Here is a 21,012-nt window from a genome sequence, read left to right on the forward strand (position 1 = left end):
GCGTGCCCGACCACAAGCCGGTGCTGGACCAGACCGTCCGTGACGTCGGCTGATTGATCACCACAACCAGATCCGTCACAACCAGGGGCTTCGGATGCTGTTCTATCGTGCTGCCGTCGATTTGTCGCGTTCAACGCTGAACTACGTCGCTGGGGTGATCCGCCGGCACCGCAAGGCGATCGGGTCTGTCTGGCGGCTGCTCAACGCCGGGCAGCAGGCGCTGCTGGTGCTGGTCCACCTGCGCAAGGGCGAGACGTTCACCGAGCTCGGAGTCGGGTTCGGGGTCTCAACGGCGACCGCGTGGCGGCATGTGGAGGAGACGGTCGCGCTGCTGTCGTCCCGCTCGCCCAAGCTCGGGCAGGCGCTGCGCAAGGCCCAGCGGGACGGGCTGCACCACCTGGTGCTGGACGGCACACTGATCCGTACCGACCGGATCAAGGCCGACCCGCCCCAGCGCAGCCAGGGCTGCCGCGAACATCTCCGTGTCGAACCCCCGAATCCGCGTCTCCCAGGCCTTCCTGGCCTGGGCAGGCAGGTAGAGACGCGGCCAGAGGCGGATCAGCGTTTCGCGGTTCAGGTAAGTCCGCAGGTCGTCGAGACGGGAGGCTTCACGGATCACGCGTTCGTACATGAGCCCGACGTGGCTGTCGTCCGAGAGATCGTAGACGCGCTGCTCGGACCAGTCCAGGCGAATGGGGAGTCGCACAACGCCGGCGAACGGCCCGGCCAGCTCGCTCAGATCGGCAGGCACAAGGTACGTACGGCGACTGGCGTAACGGGACCTGGTGTTCACATCTCCAGCCTGCCCGCTCGCCTGGGATTCCGCACCGCGACTGACAGCTTGTCGGGCTGCTCAGGTGGTTTCCCGCGTGGTCTGCGCGCCGCAGGCGGTCGGAAGAAGACCCCGTGGACATCACCCGGAACCACCAGGGGAGATCAGCCCGGTCTCGTAGGCGACCACGACGGCCTGGACCCGGTCGCGGAGGCCGAGTTTGGACAGGATCCGCGCGACGTGGGTCTTGACCGTCGTCGGGCTCAGGGTCAGCCGGTCGGCGAGTTCGGCGTTGCTCAGGCCGGTGGCGAGCAGGCGCAGCACCTCCAGCTCCCGTGGCGTCAGCTCGGACAGATCCCGATGGAGGGCGGCCCCGGTGTCGTCGCGAGGGGCGAAACGCTCGACCAGGCGACGGGTGATCGTCGGCGCGAGCAGGGCGTCGCCGGAGCGCACCAGGCGCACCGCGGCCACCAGGTGCTCGGGGGTGACGTCCTTGAGCAGGAAGCCGCTGGCGCCGGCGGCGAGGGCCGTGTAGACGTAGTGGTCGAGATCGTAGGTGGTCAGGATGAGGACGCGGGTCTCGTCGGCCCCGCCGGCCAGGATCCGCCGGGTGGCCTCGATGCCGTCCATCTGCGGCATCCGGATGTCCATGAGCACGACGTCGGGCCTGGTACGCCGGACGGCGGCGACCGCCTCGGCGCCGTTGGCCGCCTCGGCCGCCACCTCGATGCCGTCGGCGGCGAGGATCATCCGGAACCCGGTGCGGACCAGCGCCTGGTCGTCGGCGATGACGGCGCGCAGCGGCCGGCGTCGTTCTTCTGTCTCCACAGGCACATTGTCACGCCTGACCCCTCCTGCCGCATCCGTCCCGGTGGCCAGGGCCGTGTCCTTGAGGAGTACGTCGCGGGGATGACACCGCGGCCGGATCCTCCCGGGAGGCGCCCGGCATCGGGGTGTCCGATATCGGGGTGCCCGGCACCGGGGTACCCGACATCAAGGCGTCCGACATCGGGGTGACGGCAGGCGCGCGTTGGCGCCGGCCGCGGAGGGCGTGTGCCGCGGCGCCGCAGACGGTCAGCCCGACTACGGCCAGCAGGACGCGGTGGTCGACGAGTGAGACCAGCACCGCGCCCGCGACCAGGGACAGGAGTTGGGCGGCCCCGACCGCGGCCTCGAAGGCGGTGGAGACCCGGCCGACGAGGTGGCCGGGGCTGCGGCGCTGCACGAGGGTCATCCTGGCCACACCGGCCAGGGTCAGGCCGGCGCCCGCCACCGTCATCGCGGCCAGCACGACCGCCTCGGCGGGGACCGTCCACAGCATGACCGCCACGCCGTACAGGGCGATGCCCGTGCCGATCGCGGCCGACTCGCCCCGGCGCGCGATCACCGCGGCTCCGCACAGCCCGCCGACGACCGCTCCCACGCCCATCGCGGTGGAGGTGAGGGCGGTGAACTCCGGGGACCGGCCGAGGCCCCGGTCGATGACCGCGAAGATCAGCGACTCGGTCATCCCGGCCAGCGTGAACATCAGGCAGAACGCCCCGGCCGCGCGGCGCAGGGCCGGGTCCGCGACCAGGTGCCGGGCCCCGGCCCAGAACTCCTCGCGCCGGTGGCCGCGCGGCGCGGCCGGGACGGGGGGCGGCGCCGGCAGCGCCGCGAAGGCCGCCGCGGCGACGAGGAAGGTGACCGCGTCGAGCAGGACGACCGCGCCGATGCCGTAGCCGGTGTAGACGGCCACCCCCAGCAGCGGCCCGACCAGGCGCAGCCCCTGCCGGGCGGTCTGCAGCGCGCCGTTGGCCTCGGCGAGGAGGTCGTCGGGCAGGACGCTCTTCAGCAGCCCGCTGAGCGCCCCGGACACCGCCGCGTACGAGCAGCCCATGGCCGCCGACACCGGGTAGACCAGCCAGAAGGTGTCCCTGCCGGTCACCGCGGTCAGCGGGGCCAGGCTGACCGCCGACAGCAGGCACGTGGCGACGAGGAATCTCCTGCGGTCGACCCGGTCGATCACCTGGCCCAGGAGGGGGGACAGGCACAGGGGCAGCGTGAAGAAGAACAGGGTCAGCCCCGCCGCGCCGTCCGAGCCGGTGAACTTCTTGGCCAGGATCGCCGGGAGCAGCAGCAGCGAGGCGTCGCCCAGCAGGCTGGTGACCATGCCGAAGTAGATGATCCGGAACCGGCGACGGCGCAGGACCGCCCGCATCACCGGTGACCGGCGAGCCGCCGTACGGCCCGGCCCGTCGGGAACACCGGGACGGCGCTGTGGACCATGGCGAACGTCTCCAGGCCGGGCACGATCACCGTCAGGACCGGGCACCTGTCGTGCGCGGGGTTCCAGCGGAAGGTGTAGGCGGCGAACCCGGCGCGCTCCAGCGTCTTCAGGATCGCGGTGATCTGCCCGTCGACGTCTCCGGCCCCTCGCCCGCAGCCGCCTTCCGGCCCGGGCCCGCCGGCGCCTCGCCGCTCCCGCCCACCATGGCCCTCCCGCCCGGACCCGGCGCCTCCCCGCTCCCGCCCACCATGACCCTCCCGCCCGGACCCGGCGCCCGCGGACCCCGGGCCGGGCAGCCGCGCGTCGAACACGAGGCGGTCGAGCAGCGGGGCCGGGTCGAGCCTGGCGCAGCTCTCCAGCAGCGGCCATCGCCGCAGGCTCTCCAGCCTGCGGTCAAGGGTGAGGTCCACCCCGAGCGACATGTTGAACGAGGACTGGATCACCTCGCCGAGCGCGCGCTCCACGGCGTACTCGGGGTCGAGGGAGGCTCCGGAGCCGACCACCCCGGGGTAGGGGCCGGCGCGCGAGGGGATCGCGCAGTAGGCGGGGACGCCCAGATCGGAGGTGATGTCGATGATGAGCGGGGGCGCGCCGAGCCGGGCCGTCGCCTCGTCGTGGAGGCGGCGCAGATCGGGCGGGAGGAGATCGGGGCCGAGCCCGGACAGCGGCGACCGCCCGTCGAGATACCAGTCGAGGAGGGCGTGGGAGAGCGCGTCGCGCTCGATGACCTCCAACAGGCCGTGCAGGACCGCCTCCGGCTCGGTGACCCCGCTGGCGGTGCCGCTGTCGTAGGCGTAGCGGAGGTAGGGCTCGTAGCGCAGGTCGTCGCCGGGGACCGGGTGGCTGCGGCAGGACGGCGACCGGGCGAAGGCCGGATACCACAGCGCGGGCAGCTCCGGGTTGAGGGGTTCGGCCCGCAGACAGGCGAGGTCGGCGTCCGGGTAGTCGCGGGCGAGCCGGTGGATCATCTCCTCCCCGCACAGCGCCTCCTGGGCCACCACGGTGGCGACGGGCACCACCCGGGCCCGCCGGCGGTCGCCGGCGAGCGCGGCCTGCCCCTCCTCGTGCTGGAGGTGCTGCCACGCCTCGAACAGCGCGCTGACCGTGCTCTGCGCTCCGGCCCCCTTGCCGAGGGAGGCGGTGAGCACGCGCCCGGCCGAGTCGCGGACGGTGCAGCGGTGCACGGGGAACTCCGGCGAGCCCGTGGAGAGGAAGTCCGCAGAGAGGCCGGCGGCGGCGAGCACCGACTCGATGACCGACAGCGCTTCGGCCAGGCCGGCGCAGCGTTCGCGCTGGGCGCGTGTCACCACTGTCAGAACACGCCCGGCGCGGACCGCACGGTGAAGAACTGGTCGAGGAGCAGCAGCTCGGCGAGGGTGAACGAGAAGCCGTCCTCCAGCTGGAAGCCGTCCGGCCGGAGAAGCGACTGGCCGTTGGAGTTGCTGTTGCCCACCGCACACCCCTTCACGTCAGTAACGGAGACGCCCTTGATTACAGGACATTCCGACACATGTAATGGGATCACGTCAAGAGGATCTGGGCCGCCAGTCACCCCTGTCCAGGTCGAGGGTCTCAGGGGTGTGCAGGCGGACCATGGTGCGGGCCACACCGGCCGGGATGCGGGAGGGGGTCAGCAGCGAAACCACGACCATGACGGCGAAGGCGACCGGCACCGACCAGGCGGCGGGCTGGGCCAGCAGGGCCCCGGCCAGGCCGGTGTACGGCCCCCCGACGATGGTCGTCAGGACCGCGCCGCAGGCCAGTCCCCCGCCGGCGAGCAGCCCGGCCACCGCCCCGGTCGAGGTCAGCCGCCGCCACCAGATGCCCAGCACCAGCAGCGGGCAGAAGGAGGAGGCGGCCACCGCGAACGCCAGCCCGACCACGTCGGCGACCGGCAGCGACCGGGCCGAGGCGGCCAGGGCGAGCGGCACGGCCACGGCCAGCAGGGCCGCCACCCGGAACGAGCGCACCCCGCCGCCCTTGAAGATGTCCTGCCCGATGACGCCCGCGACCGAGACCGTCAGTCCGGAGGAGGTGGACAGGAACGCCGCGAACGCCCCCGCCGTCACCAGCGCGGTCAGCAGGTCGCCCGCCACTCCCCCGACCAGCCGCCCGGGCAGCGTCAGCACCACCATGTCGCTGCCCCGCAGCTCCGGGACGTAGATGCGCCCCAGCGCGCCGTAGACGGCGGGCAGCAGGTAGAAGGCGCCGAGCAGCGACAGCACCACCAACGTCGTACGGCGCGCGGCCCGCCCCTCGGGGTTGGTGTAGAAGCGGACCAGCACGTGCGGCAGCCCCATGGTGCCCAGGAACGTCGCCAGGATCAGCGAGTAGGTCGAGTAGAGGCCGTACTCCTTGCCGCTGGACAGCGGCAGCGCCCAGGTCGCCGCGTCCTGCGCGCTCAGCCCGGGCGCGCCGCCCGACCGCCAGGCCAGCAGCAGGAACACCAGCGGCACCGCCAGCGCGGTGAGCTTGAGCCAGTACTGGAAGGCCTGCACGAACGTGATCGACCGCATGCCGCCCGACATCACGTTCACCGCGACCACGACCGCCACCAGCAGCCCCCCGGCCCACTCCGGGGCACCGGTGATGGCCCCCAGCACCAGACCGGCGCTCTGGAACTGCGGCATCAGATACAGCCAGCCGATCAACACGACCAGCACCCCGGCCAGGCGGCGCACGGCCATCGACTCCAGCCGCGCCTCGGCGAAGTCGGGCAGCGTGTAGGCGCCCGAGCGGCGCAGCGGCGCGGAGACCAGGACGAGCAGCACCAGATAGCCGCCGGTCCAGCCGACCGGCAGCCAGAGCATGTCGGCGCCGTAGGCCAGGATCAGCCCGGCGATGCCCAGGAAACTCGCCGCCGACAGATACTCCCCGCCGATGGCGGAGGCGTTCCACAGCGGGGAGACCGTGCGGGAGGCGACGTAGAAATCCGAGGTGGTGCGCGACAGCCGGATGCCGAACGCCCCGATCAGCACCGCCGCCAGCACCACCAGCACGACCGCGGTCACCCCGTAGGCGGTGTTCACCGGGCCCGTTCCACCAGTTCCGCGAAGTGGCGCTCGTTCCGTTCGGCCTGCCGTACGTAGAGCCAGGCGCCGATCACGAACGCCGGATAGATCAGGCCGGCCAGCACCGCCCACGGCAGGGGGATCCCCAGCAGCCGGACCTCGCGCAGCTCCGGCACCAGCAGGAACAGCATCGGCAGGCCGCCGACCACACAGCCCAGCACCGTGCAGACGAACAGGGCCAGCCGGAACTGGGTGCGGATCAGCGAGCGCATGTAGACCTCGCCCAGCCGGGTCTGCTCGTCGATCTCGCGGGTCACCGGATAGCGGGGATGGCGGGCGGCCGTGGTGCGGGGGCTGGTCACGACCTCGCGGCGCGGCCGGTCGGTCTCCCTGCGGGGCCGCTCCAGCGCGCGGGCGAGGCGCTCCACCTCCCTGCGCGGCCGGTCCGGCCGGTCGGCGTCCTTGCGCGGCCGCTCCACCGCGCGGGCGAGCCGGTCGGCCATCCGCCGCCGGGGCTCCGCCTCCTCGCGGGGCTCCGGCTCCCCGCCCTCCCGGCTCATTCGGACCGCCCCTTGCGCGCCCGGCGGACCAGCAGGTCGCGCAGCTCGCGGGTGTGGCGGCGGCTGACCGGGATCTCGGTCTCGCCGATGCGGACCACGCAGCGGCCCGAGTCGATGTGCAGCTCGTCGATGTGCTTGACCGCGACCAGATGGCTGCGGTGCACCCGGACGAACCCGGCCGAGGACCAGCGCTCCTCCAGCGTGGCCAGCGAGATGCGGACCAGATGGCTGCCCCCGGCGGTGTGCAGGCGCGCGTAGTCGCCCTGCGCCTCGACGTAGCGGACCTCGGTGCCGGCCACGAACCGGGTGACGCCGCCCAGCTCCACCGGGATGGTGCCGGGGTCGGTACGGCCGGCGGTGTCGCTGTCGGGCAGCTCGGCCGAGACGCACACCCGCCGGATGGCCTCGGCCAGCCGCTCCGGCCGGACCGGTTTGAGCAGGTAGTCCTCCGCCTTGATCTCGAAGGCGTCCACCGCGTGCTCCTCGTAGGCCGTCACGAACACCACCCGGGGCGGGTTGGCGAACTGCGACAGCAGCCTGCCGAGCACCACCCCGTCCAGGCCGCGCATGCGGATGTCGAGGAAGACGGCGTCGATCGGCTTCCCGTCGGCGATCGCCCGGTCCAGGACCCGCAGCGCGGCGGCCCCGTCCCTGGCGAGGGAGACCTCCCCGATACGGGGGTCGTCGCGCAGCAGGTAGGCCAGGTCCTCCAGGGCGGGGAGCTCGTCGTCCACCGCCAGGACACGCAGGCCGGTCACGGTCACTCCTCCAGATCGCTCACGTGGGAATCCCTAGAGGGTGATGAATCAGACAACACGTGTCAACAGTGGCGACGGGATCAGCGTCGAGACGGGAACGGCAACGGGGCCGGTGACGGGACCGGCTACGGGGATGAGATCGGCGACGGGGTCGGAGCGGGGGCCGGTCGCGTGCGGCGCGTCAGTGGGCGGACACGCCGGGGTGGTACTTCGGCAGGCGGACGCTGACCCTGGTGCCGGCGCCCTTGCCCGTCTCGGCCACCAGGCCGTACTCGTCGCCGTAGACCTGACGCAGCCGCTCGTCCACGTTGGCCAGGCCCACTCCCCCGGCACCGGAGCGCTCGTCGGCGTCACCGGCCAGGATGCGGCGCAGGCGGTCCGGCTCCATGCCGACGCCGTCGTCCTCCACGCTGATCCGGCACTCGGCGCCCGCGTCCTCGGCGATGATCGAGATCCGGCCGGCGCCGGACTTGTTCTCCAGGCCGTGCCGGACGGCGTTCTCCACCAGCGGCTGCAGGCACAGGAACGGCACCGCGACCGGTAGCACCTCCGGAGCGATCCGCAGCGTGACCTGGAGCTGGTCGCCGAAGCGGGCCCGTTCCAGGGTGAGGTAGCGGTCGATGGAGCGCAGCTCCTCGGCCAGCGTGGTGAACTCGCCGTGCCGCCGGAAGGAGTAGCGGGTGAAGTCGGCGAAGTCCAGCAGGAGCTCGCGGGAGCGGTCGGGGTCGGAGCGGACGAAGCTCGCTATGGTCGTCAGCGAGTTGTAGATGAAATGCGGGGAGATCTGCGCGCGCAGCGCCCTGACCTCGGCCTCCATCAGCCGCGTCCTGGACCGGTCGAGCTCGGCCAGCTCCAGCTGGGAGTCCACCCAGCTCGCCACCTCGTGGGTGGCCCGGACCAGGCCCGCCGAGGCGTGCCCGCCGTAGGCGGCCAGCGAGCCGACCACCCGGCCGTCGGTGGTGAGCGGCACCACGACCGCGAACCTGATCGGGCACTCGGGGATCTCGCACGAGACGACCTCCGGGCCGAGCACCTGGGTCCGGCCGCCGGCGAGGGTCTTGGCGGCGTGCGTGAACGCCTCCCTGGCATGGTGGTCGCCCTCACCGTCGTAGACCAGCAGCCGCTCGCCGTCGGTGATCGCCAGCGCCGGGGAGCCGAGCAGCTCGCGCAGGTGCCGGGACGCCTTCTGGGTGCCCGCCTCGGTCAGCCCCGCCCGCAGCGGCGGCGCGGCCAGCGAGGCGGTGTGCAGGGTCTCGAACGTGGCCCGCTCGGCCGGGCTGCTGCCCAGCTCCCGCCGGCCACGCAGGACCCGCCACAGCACCAGGGCCGGGACACCGACCAGAGTGGCGATCAACAGCACGGCGACGACGGGCTCCACGTCCCGGACCCTATCCGCCCAGGTTCGTGAGCGCCTCCTCCGGCGGCCTGCCCGGCGCCGAGGATCGCGCACGGGGGCCGGTACGGCCCGCGCCCTCCGTGGCGGGATCCCCATCATGACCGGGATCCACCGTCCCAGGGGTGACCGTTGTCCGGCCCAGCACCTTTACCTTGTAGATCATTAAAGTGCGTGGTCGGCCGGGCCGGTCCGCCGTGCGGTGGCGGAGATCGGACGTCGTTACGGAGCGGACATCCGGGTCCGCTTCCCGCCAGCCGCGCCCCGGAGCAGGTCGGCATCCTTTGGGAGCCCACCCGTCTCCGGGCCCGTCTCGATCCTCCAATCCGGAAGGCTGTCCCGTGTCCACCGGCACCACCACCCCTCCTCCCGTCACCCGCGCGCCCACCGTGCGCCGCGACTTCGGCCTGCTCTGGACGGGCCAGTCGCTGTCCCTCTTCGGTGACCAGTTCATGACGCTGGCGCTGCCGCTGCTCGCGGTCACCGTGCTGGAGGCCACCCCCGCCCAGGCCGCGCTGCTGCCCTTCGCGCTGTTCCTGCCCTTCCTGCCGCTCGGCCTGCCCGCCGGGGCGATCGTGGACCGGCTGCCGCGCCGCGTCACCATGCTGGTCTGCGACGGCGTGCAGGTAGCCGCCTTCGGCGGGATCTGGGCGCTGGCCGCCACCGACGCGCTCACCTTCCCCCTGCTGTTCTGCCTGGTACTGGTGAGCGGCTGCGCGGTGGTGTTCTTCCAGGTCGCCTACACCTCCTACCTGCCCGGCCTCTATCCCGATCCGCGTGATCTGCACCTGGGCAACACCCGCCTGGCCCTGTCGGAGTCGGCCTCCAGGGCCCTGGGCCCGATGGCCGCCGGGCCGTTGATCCACGCGCTGGGCCTGGTCGGCGCGCTCGCGGCCAACGTGCTCAGCTTCGCCGTCTCGGTCACCTCACTCGCGCTGATCCGGCACCGGGAGCCGCCGCGCGCGAGCGCCGTGCGGGAGCGCGGCTGGCTCCGCCGCGACATCGCCACCGGGCTCCGTTTCGCGCTCGGCCACCCGATGCTGCAGCCGCTCCTGATGTGCGGCACCACCTATGTCCTGTTCCTCAGCATGGTCGAGACCAGCCTGGTGCTGTACTGCCGCAACGTGCTCGGCCTGACCCCGCAGTGGATCGGCGTCGTGATCGGGGCCGCCGCGGCCGGCTACCCGATCGGCAACCTGCTGTCGGCCCGGCTGATCCGCCGGTTCGGCACCCCGCGCACCCTCCTCGGCGCCGCCCTGGTGTCGGTCCTGGGGATCGTCTCGATGCCGGTCCTCGGCTCTGTCGGCGGTACGGCCGGAGCGGCCGGGCTGGTCGCCGGCAGCATCGTGCACTGCGTGGGCGAGGGCGCCTTCAGCCCGACGTCGCTGACCCTCCGGCAGACCGAGACGCCCGCCGAGCTGCTCGGCCGGGTGGGCGCGGTCCACCGCTTCCTGATCTGGGGCGCGATGGCCCTCGGCAGCCTGCTCGCCGCCGGGGCCACCGCACTCGGCGGGCTGTCGGTCGCCGTGTGGATCGGCGCCCTGGGCACCGTCCTGTGCCTGCCCGCCCTCCTGCGGCGGGGCCTGCGCGCCGCCGTACTGGAACAGACCGCGTGACGGCGCTCCGTCCACCCCGGAACGCGGCGACCGTCGCGGCACGGCCACGTCACGGTGCCCATCAACGCGCGGTCGATGCTCGGTCCACCTTCTCGGGGGTGGCCAGGAGCTCTGCTTCCAGATCCTCGACGATCCGTCGCACGAGCGTCCGGAGCCGGTTCCGCCGCCCGGTCAGTTCTTCGGCGAACGCCCGCGCCGTCGGCCCCACCCAGACCGCCTTCCCGGTGAACGAGGCGTGCGCCGGGTCCAGCGCGGTCTCCAACTGAGCCGCGTGCAGCCGTATCCGCGTCAGGGCGCGCAGCAATTCTTCCCGCCGGGGATTGGCCATGTCTTCAGGCCCGAAACCCATATGTCCCGCCTTCCGCCTCGGCGTTTTTCCGGTACGGCTTGCGCGCTCTCCCGGAGAATATGAGATCGTGCGCTCAGTCGGCCAGCGCTTCGAAGGAGATGCGATGCCCCGTTCCGCTCGCAGTTTTCCCGTACGGCTCGGCGTCACACTTTTGGCCACGGCCCTGGCCCTGGCGGCCTGCGGCGAGAGCGAACCCACCGCCGCTGGAGCGGGCGCGACCCTCAAGACGCATATCCTCAAGTTACTGAAGGAGGTGAATGCCCAGAACATCCAGATCACCGACCCGGGCGGAAAGGACATTCCTTGCGGCGACGGCAGATTCAAACGCACCTTCGCCGCCACCGGCCAGGGTAGGCCACCATATTCACAGCCGATCCACATGAAGGATGAGATGCGGGGAGCCTTGAGCCGTGTTGCACATTACACCGGTCTCGGCGCGCCCAATCTGTCAGAACCGGCCAAGATCGCAGACAGGTCCGCCAGGACCTTACTGGTCCTCGACGCGTCGGCCACGGGTGAATATCTGGTGAGCGGCGAGACGGAGTGCCTCAATCAGTCGTGAGCCCCTTGCCGTAGAGACGCGCTCGCTCATAGCCGAAGTTCTTACGTCCGTCGAACCGATCGGCAAGCAGGCGGCTGAGCTCACCCGGGAGCATCCTGTTTCCCGCGCCCATACCATTGTCGACGAACCACTGCTCCAGTGCTTTCATGCCCGCATCGCCTTGCTCGGCGATCTCACTGAACGGGCGTAAGTTGCCACTCGAGTCGGCGACAGCCGTACTGGACGGGAGTGTTCCAGGCGCGAAACCTTGCTTCATGAGGAGTTGGGCCACCGCGTGTTGACGGCCCAAGGTTTCCGCGCCGTCCAGTTCTCGGAGCTTCTCCACCTTCTCCTCGGGTTGAGGGCCGTAGGTGTCATAGGCGGCCTTCCCCGCACAAATTCCGGTCCAAGTTCTGGCGTACACGGAAAAAGGCGGGACAAGTCCGGCGACTCCCATGAGAGCACCAATGAGCAAGTCTTCCGCGTCTTTCGCGCTCTCAGCTTTCTCGTCCGCCGGCTTGAGCACCCGCACGGCGGCGGCCAGTTCGAAACCGCGCACGTTTCCGAGAGCAGTGAACAGGTTGTCCAGGACGGTGACGTCTTCGGTGCTCCTGGCCAGGCGGGACGCCTCGGGGAGGAGTCTCTGGGTGAGCTCGCCCATGCCCGCCTCGAACGGGACGCGGGCTTCAGCGCTCCCGGCGAAGGTGGTGAGGAAGCGGAAGGTGTCTTCGGGACTGAGCCGGAACGCGCCGCGCAGACCGGGAACCGTGGTCGGCTCGAAGGGACCGGGGGCGATCCGGAGCTCGCTGTCCTCCATCATGTCGGCGTCGCCGATGTTGGCGCCCAGGGTGATCTCGGTGGCGTACGAGCCCGCGATCTCCGACAGGTGCGGCCGGGTGGCGTCACCTGGTTTCAGATCGTCGACGCTGGTCATCACCGTGTACGCGAAGAAAGCGGCTTCCTGGCTGTGCTTGCCTTGCGCCTCGTCGTAGCCACCGGACGCGGCCACCAGCATCCGCCCGAACCCCTTCGCCGCCTCGGGCTGCCAGTGCACCCGTTCGTTGAGCGTTTTGAGGAACGCCACCAGATCCGGCCGGGTTCTCCACACCTGAGGACTGCTGGGCAGCGCTCCGAAGGGGGTCTTGGCGGAGGCTGGAACCGGGCTGATGTCGGTGACCGAGCTGACCGCGAGCCTGGCGGCGACGGGGTTGTTACCCAGGGCGTTCAGCAGCTTGCCGAGGGTCTCACCGCTGACCTGGCTGTCGGCCGCCAGCATGGGTGCGACGATCTCGGCCAGCCACGCGTCCGGGTAGTCGCCGGAGTTCAGCAGGTCGGCGAACCCCTCGATGTCCTTGGCCCCGGCCTTCCTCACCGCCCCCATGACCTGGGCAAACCCGGGAACCTCGGCCCCGCCCCCGACCGCGGCGCCCAGAGCCGTACCGGCGATCCCGAGCGCGGCGTCGGCCTTTTCGAGGCGACGGAGTTTTTCGCCGAGTGTCCGGGTTCCGGAGGGGCCGAGCGCCGCGAAGAACGCGGCGGTGAAGTCCGGATCGCCCTGGTGTGATTTCAGCTCGCCGACGAGGGCAGCCAGCCTTTCGGCGGGATACGGGCCCGTGAGGGAGAACGCCTTCGGATCGAGGGCGGCGACGCGCCTGCCCAGTTCGGTGCCCTGCCTGCGGGCCTCCGCCGGGTCGGGCAGCGCACCCTCCGGATACGGTTCCAGCTTGCTCCCCAGCGATACGGCGGGCGTGATTTTGATGGTCTCCACCCGCTGCCGGAGTCGGGGAGGCTGTTCTCCGGCCCATCCGCCGATCTCCCTGATGGAAGCGATGCCCGGGGCGGGAAGGTCTACGGCGGCCAATTCGCGGCGGATCGCCTCGCCATGTTCGGCGATCGCTTTCCCCGCCCGCTCCAGGTCGGCGATGAAGCCGTTCATGAGCACCGGGTCGATCCCGTTGAACTCCGGCGCGAGCGGCCCGGTTCCCGGCATCACCGCAGGCGTCTCCCCCACGTCCCCACCACCTCCAGGCAACCATCATGACCGCGCGGGACTCTTGACCGCCATCCCATGTGCCCAGCGGCTCAGGGGTCCGGTCCGAGGGCCTTGCGGATGCGGAGGGCGTAGGACTCGGCCTCGGCGGGCTCGGCGTATCTGGTGCGGGGCCAGAAGAAGCCGCGCAGGCCGTCCTTGGGGTTGCGGGGGACGACGTGGACGTGGAGGTGGGGGACGCTCTGGCTGATCCGGTTGTTCATCGCGACGAACGTGCCGCCCGCCTCCAGGCCCTGCTCGACGGCGGCGGCGACGGACTGGACCCGCCCGAAGAACGGCCCGGTCAGCGGGGCCGGCAGGTCGGTGAGGGTCTCGACGTGGGTCCTGGGCGCCACGAGGACATGGCCCTTGAAGACCGGTCGCGTGTCCAGGAAGGCCACGGCCACGTCGTCGGAGAGCACGACGTGGCCCGGCTGCTCCCCCGTCCCGATGGCGCAGAACAGGCATTCTCCGGCTGGCATCACATCAGGATAGGAGCCGGCGGGCAGCGCGGACGATCGCCTCGTCGACCATCCGGCCCTGGGCGTCGGTCACGACTCCGGTCCCCGCCGCCTCGAAGCGGGCGATCAGGTCGCGGGCCCGGACCAGCTCCTCCTCGGTGGGGGTGAAGACCTCGTTGACCACGGCGACCTGGGCGGGGTGGATGCAGGTGCGGCCGCGGAAGCCCAGGCGTTTCAGGGCGACGGTGGAGGTGCGCAGGGCGTCGAGGTCACGGAAGTCGGTGCTGATCGGGGCGAGGGGCGGGGCGAGCCGGGCCGCCGCCGAGGCCAGCACGACCTGGGAGCGGGCCCAGAGCAGCTCACGCTCGTCGGGGCCCGTCTCGACGCCGAGGTCGGCGCGGAGGTCGGCCTCACCGATCTGCAGCCGGGAGACACGGGGCGCCCGGGCGATCTCCGGCGCCGCCAGGATCGCCCCGGCGCTCTCCAGCAGCGGGCAGACCTCGATCGAGCCCGCGGGCAGGCCCCCGGCGGCCTCGGCCTCGCTCAGCACGGCGTCCACGGCCGCCACCTCGGCGGCCGACTCGGTCTTCGCCACGCAGACACCGCGCACCCCCGGCAGGGCCACCGCCCGCAGGTCCTCGTGGCCGGCCTGTCCCGGGTTCACCCGGACGTAGATCTCGGGACCGCCGGGACCCAGTCCGCGCAGCCAGCCGGCCACGGCGGTGCGGGCCGCGGCCTTGTGCGCGGGCAGGACGGCGTCCTCCAGGTCGACGATCAGGGAGTCGGAGCCCCGGCCGAGGGCCTTGGCGAGCTTGCCGGGCTGGTCACCCGGGACGTACAGCGCGGATCGGATCACCACCCGACCCTAGCGTCACCGCGGATCGGCCCGCCGTGGCGGCACCGGGCTCACCAGCCCACCTTGGCGTCGCCGGAGATGAGGGATCTGGCGATGACCATCCGCTGGACGTCGTTGGTGCCCTCGCCGATGGCCATCAGGGGCGCGTCGCGGTAGAGGCGTTCGATGACGAACTCCTGGGAGTAGCCGTAGCCTCCGTGGATCCGCATGGCCTCCATGGTCGCCCGGAGCGCGACCTCCGAGGCGAAGTATTTGGCCATCGCGGCCTCGGAGGTCACCGCGCCGCTCTCCGAGCGGGTGGCCGCCCAGTAGGTGAGCAGCCTGGCCGCCTGGATGTCGGTGGCCATGTCGGCGAGCTTGAGCTGGACGGCCTGGAAGTCGGCGATGGGCCGGCCGAAGGCGTGGCGCTCACGCGAGTAGTTCAGCGCGGCGTCGTAGGCGCACTGGGAGATGCCGACCGCGCGGGCGGCGATGTTGACCCGGCCGAGTTCGAGGGCCGACAGCGCCTGCTGCATGCCCCGGCCCTCGACCCCGCCGAGCAGCCGCGACACCGGGACCCGGACGTCCTCCAGCACGATCTCGCAGGTCTCGGTGCCCTTGTAGCCGAGTTTGGGCAGGTCCCGGCTGACGGTGTAGCCAGGGGTGCCGGCCTCGACCAGGATCATGGACATGCCGCGGTGCGCGGGCTCGGTGACGGAGGTCTTGACCAGGACGGGCATCGGGTCGGCGTGGCGGGCGTTGGTGATCCACGTCTTGGTGCCGTTGATCACGTAGTGGTCGCCGTCGCGGACCGCCCGGGTCTGGATGCCCTGCAGGTCGGTGCCCGCGGCGGGTTCGGTCAGCGCGATGCCGGTACGGCGGGCGCCGGTGGCCAGGTCCGGGAGGTAGGCGGCGCGCTGCTCCTCGGTGCCGTGCCGGGCGATCATCCAGCAGGCCAGCGAGTGCGAGCCGAGCACCCCGGCCACCCCCATCCACCCGCGCGCGATCTCCTCGAAGACCAGCGCGAACGACACCCGGTCCAGCGCCAGCCCGCCGTACTCCTCGGGGACCGTCATCCCGAACAGGCCCAGCTGCCTGAACCGTTCGACGATCTCGGTGGGGTAGCGGCCCGTCCGCTCCCACTCCGAGGCGACCGGCACGATCTCCTTGTCCACGAACTCCCTGAGCGTCCGGCGGAACAGCCGCTGCTCGTCGTTCAGCTCGAAATCCATGGCGGGTCCTTTCGAACACGGGAAGCCGGCGGTTGTGATCACGGGGCCGCGGGTGCAGGGCCGAGGCTCCCCCACGGCCCGGACGCGGGCCTCATGCGGACGCGGGCCTCATGCCGTCAGGGGCCCGTTCTTGGCCTGCGGGAAGTAGTTCTTGTCGTGCGGGGCGTCGCGGCGGTAGACCATCACCGCGCGGCGCCAGGACATGACCTCGTCCCCGTCCTGGTTGAGCCCGCGCGTGCGGCAGGTGACGATCCCGGCGTAGGGCCGCGACCCGGACTCCCGCTTGTCCACCACGATCGACTCGGCGTAGAGGGTGTCGCCCAGGAACACCGGGTGGGTCAGCTTGATCTCGTCCCAGCCGAGGTTCATCAGCGCGGTCTGGCTGACGTCGATCACCGAGATGCCCAGGACGATCGCCACGGTCAGCCCGGAGTTGACGATGACCTTGCCGACCGGGGCGCGTCCGGCGAAGTGGGCGTTGAAGTGGTTCTGGTTGGTGTTCATCGTCAGCAGGGTGAACCAGGTGTTGTCGGCCTCGCTGATCGTGCGGCCGAGCGGGTGCTGGTAGACGTCGCCGACGACGAAGTCCTCGTAGTACCGGCCGAGGCCGGGTTCGTGCACGGTCACGGATCTCTCCCGGGACGACGGAACCCTGACGCTAATAGTCTGACGTTTTGATGGTCAATGGCTTGCTTGGTGGTTTCCACGCGGACGTCACACCGGCGGCCCGGCGGGCCCCGGCGGGGTGGGCGCCGTCGGCGGGATGGGGCCTACTCCTGGGGCTCCACGCTGGGGTAGTAGGCGGTCCGGAGGTTGTCCAGGTGTTCCTGGGTGGCCCGCCGCGCCCCCTCGGCATCGCCCGCCTCGATGCGGCGCAGGATGCCGCGGTGCTCGCGGTCGATGCCGTCGAGAGCGGCCCGCGGGGCGCGGTCACGGACGAAGCGGCCCTCCAGGACCTCGAAGACGGGCCGGGCGACGACCTCCAGCAGGGGGTTGCCGGCCGCACGGAGCAGGACGATGTGGAAGTCGCGGTTGGGCTCGAAGACCTCGCCGGGCCCCCGGCCGCTCGCCCCGGCGATGCAGCCGCGCAGCCGCTCCAGGTCCGGACCGGTACGGCGCAGCGCGGCCAGGCCCGCGGCCGGCACCTCCAGCAGTTCGCGGATCTCCATCAGCTCGTCGACGCCCACCCGCATCAGGTCGAAGCTGGTCTCCAGGTAGGCGCTGATGTGGTCGGGGTCGGGGAGGGCGACGTAGCTGCCCCCGGCCACCCCCCGGACGGTCCTGATCAGGTTCTGGCTGGCCAGCAGGCGCAGCGCCTCACGGACCGTGCTGCGGCTGACGCCGTACCGGACGCACAGGTCGGGCTCGACGGGCAACCTGTCCCCGGGCCGGAGCTCCCCGGAGACGATCCGGTCGCGCAGGTCGGCCGCGATTGCCTGGTAGGCGGTCACATCCAGTGATCGTAGGCGACACCGGGCGGCCCTCCGGCGCGGCACCGCCCCGGCCGGCCGGGGCAGCCGGGCGGGGTGGGCGGCCACCCGGACGGCAGGACAGGCGACGCCGCCCGGACCTTGGGACAGGGGGCACGGAAGGCCGCCGCCCGGCGCCGGGCCGACCGGACTAGCATTCACAGCGATCGACATCCCCAGACCGCGAGGAGAAGCCCGGTGGACCCGGTCCCCTACGACGAGTGGCGCGCGGGCGCCGCCGACCCCGCGTTCAGCGAGTGGCTGCGCTCGCACAGCGAGCCGGGATGGACCGCGGTGGTGACCCATCCGTTCGCCGCCTCGATCACCCGGGGCGACGTCTCCGACGACGACATGCGCCGCTACCTGGTCCAGGACTTCCAGTTCGTCGACTCCTTCACCGCGCTGCTCGGCGCGGCCGTGGCCAGCGCGGACAGCTTCGAGTCACGGGTGCCGTTCGGCCGCTTCCTCGGCGAGACCGCCACGGCCGAGGAGAAGACCTACTTCCACCGCGCGCTCGCGGCCCTCGGCGCCGCCCCGGAGGATCTGCTCTCCCCGCCGCTGGAGCCGGTGACGGCCGACTTCCGCGCTCTGATGGACGAGGCCAGGACCAGCCTGGACTATCCGCTCATCCTGGCGGTGCTGTGCGTGGCGGAGTGGAGCTATCTGGGCTGGGCGAGCCTCGCCGAGGAGCCGCTGCCGGAGAGGTTCGTCCACCGCGAGTGGATCGACCTGCACGAGGGGCCGGAGTTCCGGGCCTGGGTGGGCTTCCTCCGCGGCGAGCTCGACCGCCTCGGCCCCGGGCTCGCCGAGGACGGGCGGCTCCGCGTGCTCGACTTCTTCCGCCGCGCCGTACGGCTGGAGCTGCGCTTCTTCGACATGGCCGCGGGGGGCTGACCCCGCGGCCCCGCCGGAACACGGGGGCTGAGCCCACGCCTCCCACCGGGACGCGGGGGGCGCCGGTCTGCCTCAGGAGTCCACCGCCGTGGTGACGGTCCTGGTGAAGCGGTAGTTGCAGAACTTCTCGCGGGACTTCTGCCGGTTGAGGTGCCGGGCGAACTCCTGCTCGTTCAGCCCGTCGAAGCTGTCGAAGCCGACTCTGGCCACGGCCGCGGCCGTGGCGCCGCGGGCCAGGCGGGCCGTGAGAACGATCCTGCCCCGGTCCGGGATCCGGCCGCCGGTGTCGCACCAGACGCCGTCGGAGTGCCCGCGGCACGGGAAGGCGGCCAGCCGCCTGCCCGTCCCGTCGAACAGGACGGCCCTGGCCGGGCCCCGGGCGCCCCGGGGGAACCTGCCGCCGACCCAGTAGGAGCCCCAGTAGGGGGCGAAGGACGGCGTTCTTGTCATGGAGTAGTCCAGGACGTAGGTGACCTGCCCGCCCGGATGGGCGCGGGGCGTGCCCTTGGCCCGCACGTCGATGGCGATCAGGGCGTCCCGCCCGCACTTCTTGACGGCGCCGAGGCAGGCGGCCTCGACGGGCGCGACCGGGGACAGGGCCGCCGCGATGAGGGCCAGGCCCACGGCGACGCCGAAAACACGGCAGGAACGGCGCATGAGACCTCCTGGGTGTCCTGCGGGGAACGTCACCTCCACGGCGACGTCTCCGCTCCGGGATCAGGGGTCACGCGGTCCCGGCACCGGTTACGACGTCCGGGCCGTCAGAACGGTTCACGGCCGCCTGATCCGGACGCCTCCGAACTCCGCCCGGTCCGGACGCCTCCCACCTCCGCTCGATCCGGACGCCTCCGAACTCCGCCCGGTCCGGACGCCTCCCACCTCCGCTCGATCCGGACGCCTCCGAACTCCGCCCGGTCCGGACGCCTCCCGCCTCCGCTCGGCCGGTGCGGCGCCGCGGGAGATCGGCCCACTCGGCCCGGCGGGTGTGCCCGGCCGGGAGGGAGATCCCGGGCGGGCGGAAAGGAGGGGGTCCGCCGCTCGCCCGGGAAACGGTCAGATTACCCCGGCGACCCTGGGCTTGGCTCGTCCCACCCGCTCCCCTGTCGAGCAGATCGTCATGGCACCGGCCGCGGCCCCGGCCGTCCCGCCCGGACCCGGCCGCCGCACCCTCCACACCCGGCCCCGGCCCGGCTGCCGGGGGCCGCCCGCCCGCGGTCGGAGCGTCTCGGTGCCCGCCATGCTTTCGGCGCCCTGTGGCCCGCCCGCCCGCGGCCGGAGCGCTCGGCCGGCGGACCGCCCCGGCAGCCGGGCCGGGCGACACCTGTCGTCGCCCGCCCGCGCTGAACCCTCCTGGGGACGGGCAGGACCGCTCACAAGAGCGGTGCGCCTACCTCTTCCCCCGGCGGCCCCGCCGCAGCACCCGGAAGGCGACCAGGGCGAGCGCGGCCACCGCGGCGACGGTCATGACGGGGCGCCTGCCCGCCTCGGTCGTCACCTTCCCCGCCGCGTCCTTGAGCTCGACCGGGGTCATCTCCTTGACCCGGCCCACCATCTCCGGAGCGGCTTCCTTGACCCGCCCGACCATCTCGGGTGCGGCCTCCTTGACCCGGCCCACCATCTCGGTGGCGGTGCCGGCGGTGGCGGCCCCCATCCGGCGCAGATCCTCACCCACATGGGTGGCGGTCTCCTGGACACGGGCCTTCACATCGGTCTTGTGCACCAAAGCCTCCACGGTGTCGCCTAGTTCGCGGCGGTCCCTCTCGATGTCCCGCCGCACGGATTCCTTGCTGGGCTTACCGGCGCTCGTCCTGTCGGCGCCGGCCCTGTCGTCGCGGGTCCCGCCGGCCACCGCCGTACCGACGCCGGCCCTGCCCGCATCGGTCCTGTCGGGCTCGGCCGGCCCGGGCCCGGTCCTGTCCACCGGCCGGGGCGTCCCGTCCCGCTCGGACGGCGGGACGCCGAGATCCTCGGTGGGCCTCCCGTCGCGGCCGGGCGGCGGGACCTCCGACATCTCCGGCGCGTTGGGCGGGATGTTCAGCGATCCGCTCTCGTCGGGTGTCACGGGCTCGCCGACTTCCTTCCTGCGCGAGCCGGTGATCCCCGCCTCCTCGACATCGCGACCGGGCCTGCCCGGATCGGTCTCAGTCATCGGTGTGCCCTCTCCTTCACCGCGTCGAAGTCGTGCTTGAGGCTCTCGATGGTCCGTTCGGGGGCGGGCGGGCCGGCCTCGGTCACCTGCCGCTTGCCCAGGAGTCCGAGAACGGCGGCCACGGCCAGCAGGACCACGCCGACGACCGCCGCGGCGACCCACGCGGGCATCACCATGGCGAGCAGCAGGATCACCGCGGCCACCAGGGCGCCGCCTCCGTACAGGGCCACGACGCCGGCCCCGCCGAACAGTCCCGCGCCGATCCCCGCGTGTCTGCCCTTCTCGGCGAGCTCCAGCTTGGCGAGGCGGAGCTCGTCCCTGACGAGGCGTGAGACCTCCTCCGACAGCTGCCGGATCAGTTCGGCCGTGGACAGCGTGTCCTTGGGACTGCCGGTCATGACGTTCCTCCTCCCTGCAGACCTCTATAGGGGAAGGCGCTACCCTCTCCTGTCACGGCAAACCTCCGCCCGGCGACGGGTGATCACGGCTGGACCGGGCGCGGGCACGGGCATGGGACCGGTTCCGGCCGTCGCCCACCGCCTCCCCGGCGGCGGCCGCCCTCGCGCCGTCGCCCACGGACTCCCGCCACGAGGCGGACACGACCAAGAACACCGTCGCCGGCGGCGCCCGCGGCATCGGCTACGGCCTGGCCGGGGTCTTCCAGACGCGCGGCC

General features: G+C 72.3%; 21 protein-coding genes and 1 pseudogene. 4 read left to right on the forward strand and 18 right to left on the reverse strand.

Annotated elements, in window-relative coordinates:
• Window positions 1–94: 94 nt before the first annotated feature.
• Window positions 95–451: pseudogene (locus ACWDS7_RS25990) on the forward strand (helix-turn-helix domain-containing protein); the annotation flags it as partial.
• Window positions 452–913: 462 nt separating this feature from the next.
• On the opposite strand, the gene ACWDS7_RS25995 reads toward ACWDS7_RS25990, so the two are convergent.
• The 8 genes from ACWDS7_RS25995 to ACWDS7_RS26030 form a co-directional block, all read right to left on the reverse strand.
• Window positions 914–1,600, reverse strand: coding sequence for a response regulator (locus ACWDS7_RS25995; RefSeq protein WP_451931397.1), 687 nt, complete (start codon window positions 1,598–1,600; stop codon window positions 914–916).
• 10 nt (window positions 1,601–1,610) lie between these two features.
• Window positions 1,611–2,972: an MFS transporter gene (locus tag ACWDS7_RS26000; RefSeq protein WP_451931398.1), complete on the reverse strand. Its 1,362-nt coding sequence runs from the start codon at window positions 2,970–2,972 to the stop codon at window positions 1,611–1,613.
• Window positions 2,972–4,348: a YcaO-like family protein gene (locus ACWDS7_RS26005; RefSeq protein ID WP_451931399.1), complete on the reverse strand. Its 1,377-nt coding sequence runs from the start codon at window positions 4,346–4,348 to the stop codon at window positions 2,972–2,974. The genes ACWDS7_RS26000 and ACWDS7_RS26005 overlap by 1 nt, the downstream gene beginning before the upstream one ends.
• A gap of 5 nt (window positions 4,349–4,353) precedes the next feature.
• A complete protein-coding gene (locus ACWDS7_RS26010) occupies window positions 4,354–4,494 on the reverse strand; it encodes a hypothetical protein (RefSeq protein ID WP_306868283.1) in 141 nt (46 codons plus the stop codon).
• Window positions 4,495–4,567: 73 nt separating this feature from the next.
• The gene (locus tag ACWDS7_RS26015) at window positions 4,568–6,070 is read right to left on the reverse strand and encodes a sodium/solute symporter (protein WP_451931400.1); all 1,503 of its coding nucleotides are present in this window, start codon (window positions 6,068–6,070) and stop codon (window positions 4,568–4,570) included.
• On the reverse strand, window positions 6,067–6,612 hold the full coding sequence (locus ACWDS7_RS26020; protein WP_451931401.1) for a hypothetical protein: 546 nt from the start codon (window positions 6,610–6,612) through the stop codon (window positions 6,067–6,069). The genes ACWDS7_RS26015 and ACWDS7_RS26020 overlap by 4 nt, the downstream gene beginning before the upstream one ends.
• Entirely contained in the window at window positions 6,609–7,370 is a 762-nt protein-coding gene (locus ACWDS7_RS26025) for a LytR/AlgR family response regulator transcription factor (protein ID WP_306868278.1), read from the reverse strand. The genes ACWDS7_RS26020 and ACWDS7_RS26025 overlap by 4 nt, the downstream gene beginning before the upstream one ends.
• Before the next feature lie 181 nt (window positions 7,371–7,551).
• A complete protein-coding gene (locus tag ACWDS7_RS26030) occupies window positions 7,552–8,748 on the reverse strand; it encodes a sensor histidine kinase (RefSeq protein ID WP_306868276.1) in 1,197 nt (398 codons plus the stop codon).
• Between the two features lie 356 nt (window positions 8,749–9,104).
• Here ACWDS7_RS26030 and ACWDS7_RS26035 point away from each other — a divergent pair, with 356 nt between their 5' ends.
• A complete protein-coding gene (locus ACWDS7_RS26035; protein WP_451931402.1) occupies window positions 9,105–10,379 on the forward strand; it encodes an MFS transporter in 1,275 nt (424 codons plus the stop codon).
• Between the two features lie 61 nt (window positions 10,380–10,440).
• Here ACWDS7_RS26035 and ACWDS7_RS26040 read toward each other — a convergent pair whose 3' ends face one another.
• Window positions 10,441–10,728, reverse strand: a complete 288-nt coding sequence (locus tag ACWDS7_RS26040) for a hypothetical protein (RefSeq protein ID WP_451931403.1) — start codon at window positions 10,726–10,728, stop codon at window positions 10,441–10,443.
• Between the two features lie 103 nt (window positions 10,729–10,831).
• Here ACWDS7_RS26040 and ACWDS7_RS26045 point away from each other — a divergent pair, with 103 nt between their 5' ends.
• Window positions 10,832–11,290: a hypothetical protein gene (locus ACWDS7_RS26045; RefSeq protein ID WP_451931404.1), complete on the forward strand. Its 459-nt coding sequence runs from the start codon at window positions 10,832–10,834 to the stop codon at window positions 11,288–11,290.
• Here ACWDS7_RS26045 and ACWDS7_RS26050 read toward each other — a convergent pair.
• The 6 genes from ACWDS7_RS26050 to ACWDS7_RS26075 all read right to left on the reverse strand — a co-directional run bounded on the left by ACWDS7_RS26050 (window position 11,277) and on the right by ACWDS7_RS26075 (window position 17,277).
• A complete protein-coding gene (locus tag ACWDS7_RS26050) occupies window positions 11,277–13,280 on the reverse strand; it encodes a hypothetical protein (RefSeq protein WP_451931405.1) in 2,004 nt (667 codons plus the stop codon). The two genes, ACWDS7_RS26045 and ACWDS7_RS26050, sit on opposite strands and share 14 nt — an antisense overlap.
• 71 nt (window positions 13,281–13,351) lie before the next feature.
• Window positions 13,352–13,780 (reverse strand): HIT family protein, encoded by a 429-nt coding sequence (locus tag ACWDS7_RS26055; protein ID WP_451931406.1) that lies wholly within the window; start codon window positions 13,778–13,780, stop codon window positions 13,352–13,354.
• Between the two features lie 4 nt (window positions 13,781–13,784).
• Window positions 13,785–14,615 carry an HpcH/HpaI aldolase/citrate lyase family protein gene (locus tag ACWDS7_RS26060; protein ID WP_451931407.1) on the reverse strand — a complete coding sequence of 277 codons (831 nt, stop codon included), beginning with the start codon at window positions 14,613–14,615 and terminating at the stop codon, window positions 13,785–13,787.
• A gap of 50 nt (window positions 14,616–14,665) precedes the next feature.
• Window positions 14,666–15,826, reverse strand: a complete 1,161-nt coding sequence (locus tag ACWDS7_RS26065) for an acyl-CoA dehydrogenase family protein (RefSeq protein WP_306868268.1) — start codon at window positions 15,824–15,826, stop codon at window positions 14,666–14,668.
• Window positions 15,827–15,934: 108 nt separating this feature from the next.
• Window positions 15,935–16,453 (reverse strand): MaoC family dehydratase, encoded by a 519-nt coding sequence (locus ACWDS7_RS26070; RefSeq protein ID WP_306868266.1) that lies wholly within the window; start codon window positions 16,451–16,453, stop codon window positions 15,935–15,937.
• Window positions 16,454–16,596: 143 nt separating this feature from the next.
• Window positions 16,597–17,277, reverse strand: a complete 681-nt coding sequence (locus ACWDS7_RS26075) for a FadR/GntR family transcriptional regulator (protein WP_451931408.1) — start codon at window positions 17,275–17,277, stop codon at window positions 16,597–16,599.
• Between the two features lie 216 nt (window positions 17,278–17,493).
• Here ACWDS7_RS26075 and ACWDS7_RS26080 point away from each other — a divergent pair, with 216 nt between their 5' ends.
• Window positions 17,494–18,189: a TenA family protein gene (locus tag ACWDS7_RS26080; RefSeq protein ID WP_306868262.1), complete on the forward strand. Its 696-nt coding sequence runs from the start codon at window positions 17,494–17,496 to the stop codon at window positions 18,187–18,189.
• 72 nt (window positions 18,190–18,261) lie between these two features.
• On the opposite strand, the gene ACWDS7_RS26085 is transcribed toward ACWDS7_RS26080, so the two are convergent.
• The 3 genes from ACWDS7_RS26085 to ACWDS7_RS26095 all read right to left on the reverse strand — a co-directional run bounded on the left by ACWDS7_RS26085 (window position 18,262) and on the right by ACWDS7_RS26095 (window position 20,736).
• A complete protein-coding gene (locus tag ACWDS7_RS26085) occupies window positions 18,262–18,846 on the reverse strand; it encodes a hypothetical protein (RefSeq protein WP_451931409.1) in 585 nt (194 codons plus the stop codon).
• Between the two features lie 730 nt (window positions 18,847–19,576).
• The gene (locus ACWDS7_RS26090; protein WP_451931410.1) at window positions 19,577–20,338 is read right to left on the reverse strand and encodes a DUF3618 domain-containing protein; all 762 of its coding nucleotides are present in this window, start codon (window positions 20,336–20,338) and stop codon (window positions 19,577–19,579) included.
• Window positions 20,335–20,736, reverse strand: coding sequence for a phage holin family protein (locus ACWDS7_RS26095; RefSeq protein ID WP_306868258.1), 402 nt, complete (start codon window positions 20,734–20,736; stop codon window positions 20,335–20,337). The genes ACWDS7_RS26090 and ACWDS7_RS26095 overlap by 4 nt, the downstream gene beginning before the upstream one ends.
• Window positions 20,737–21,012: the final 276 nt, after the last annotated feature.

It is taken from the genome of Streptosporangium sp. NPDC003464 (assembly GCF_053588315.1).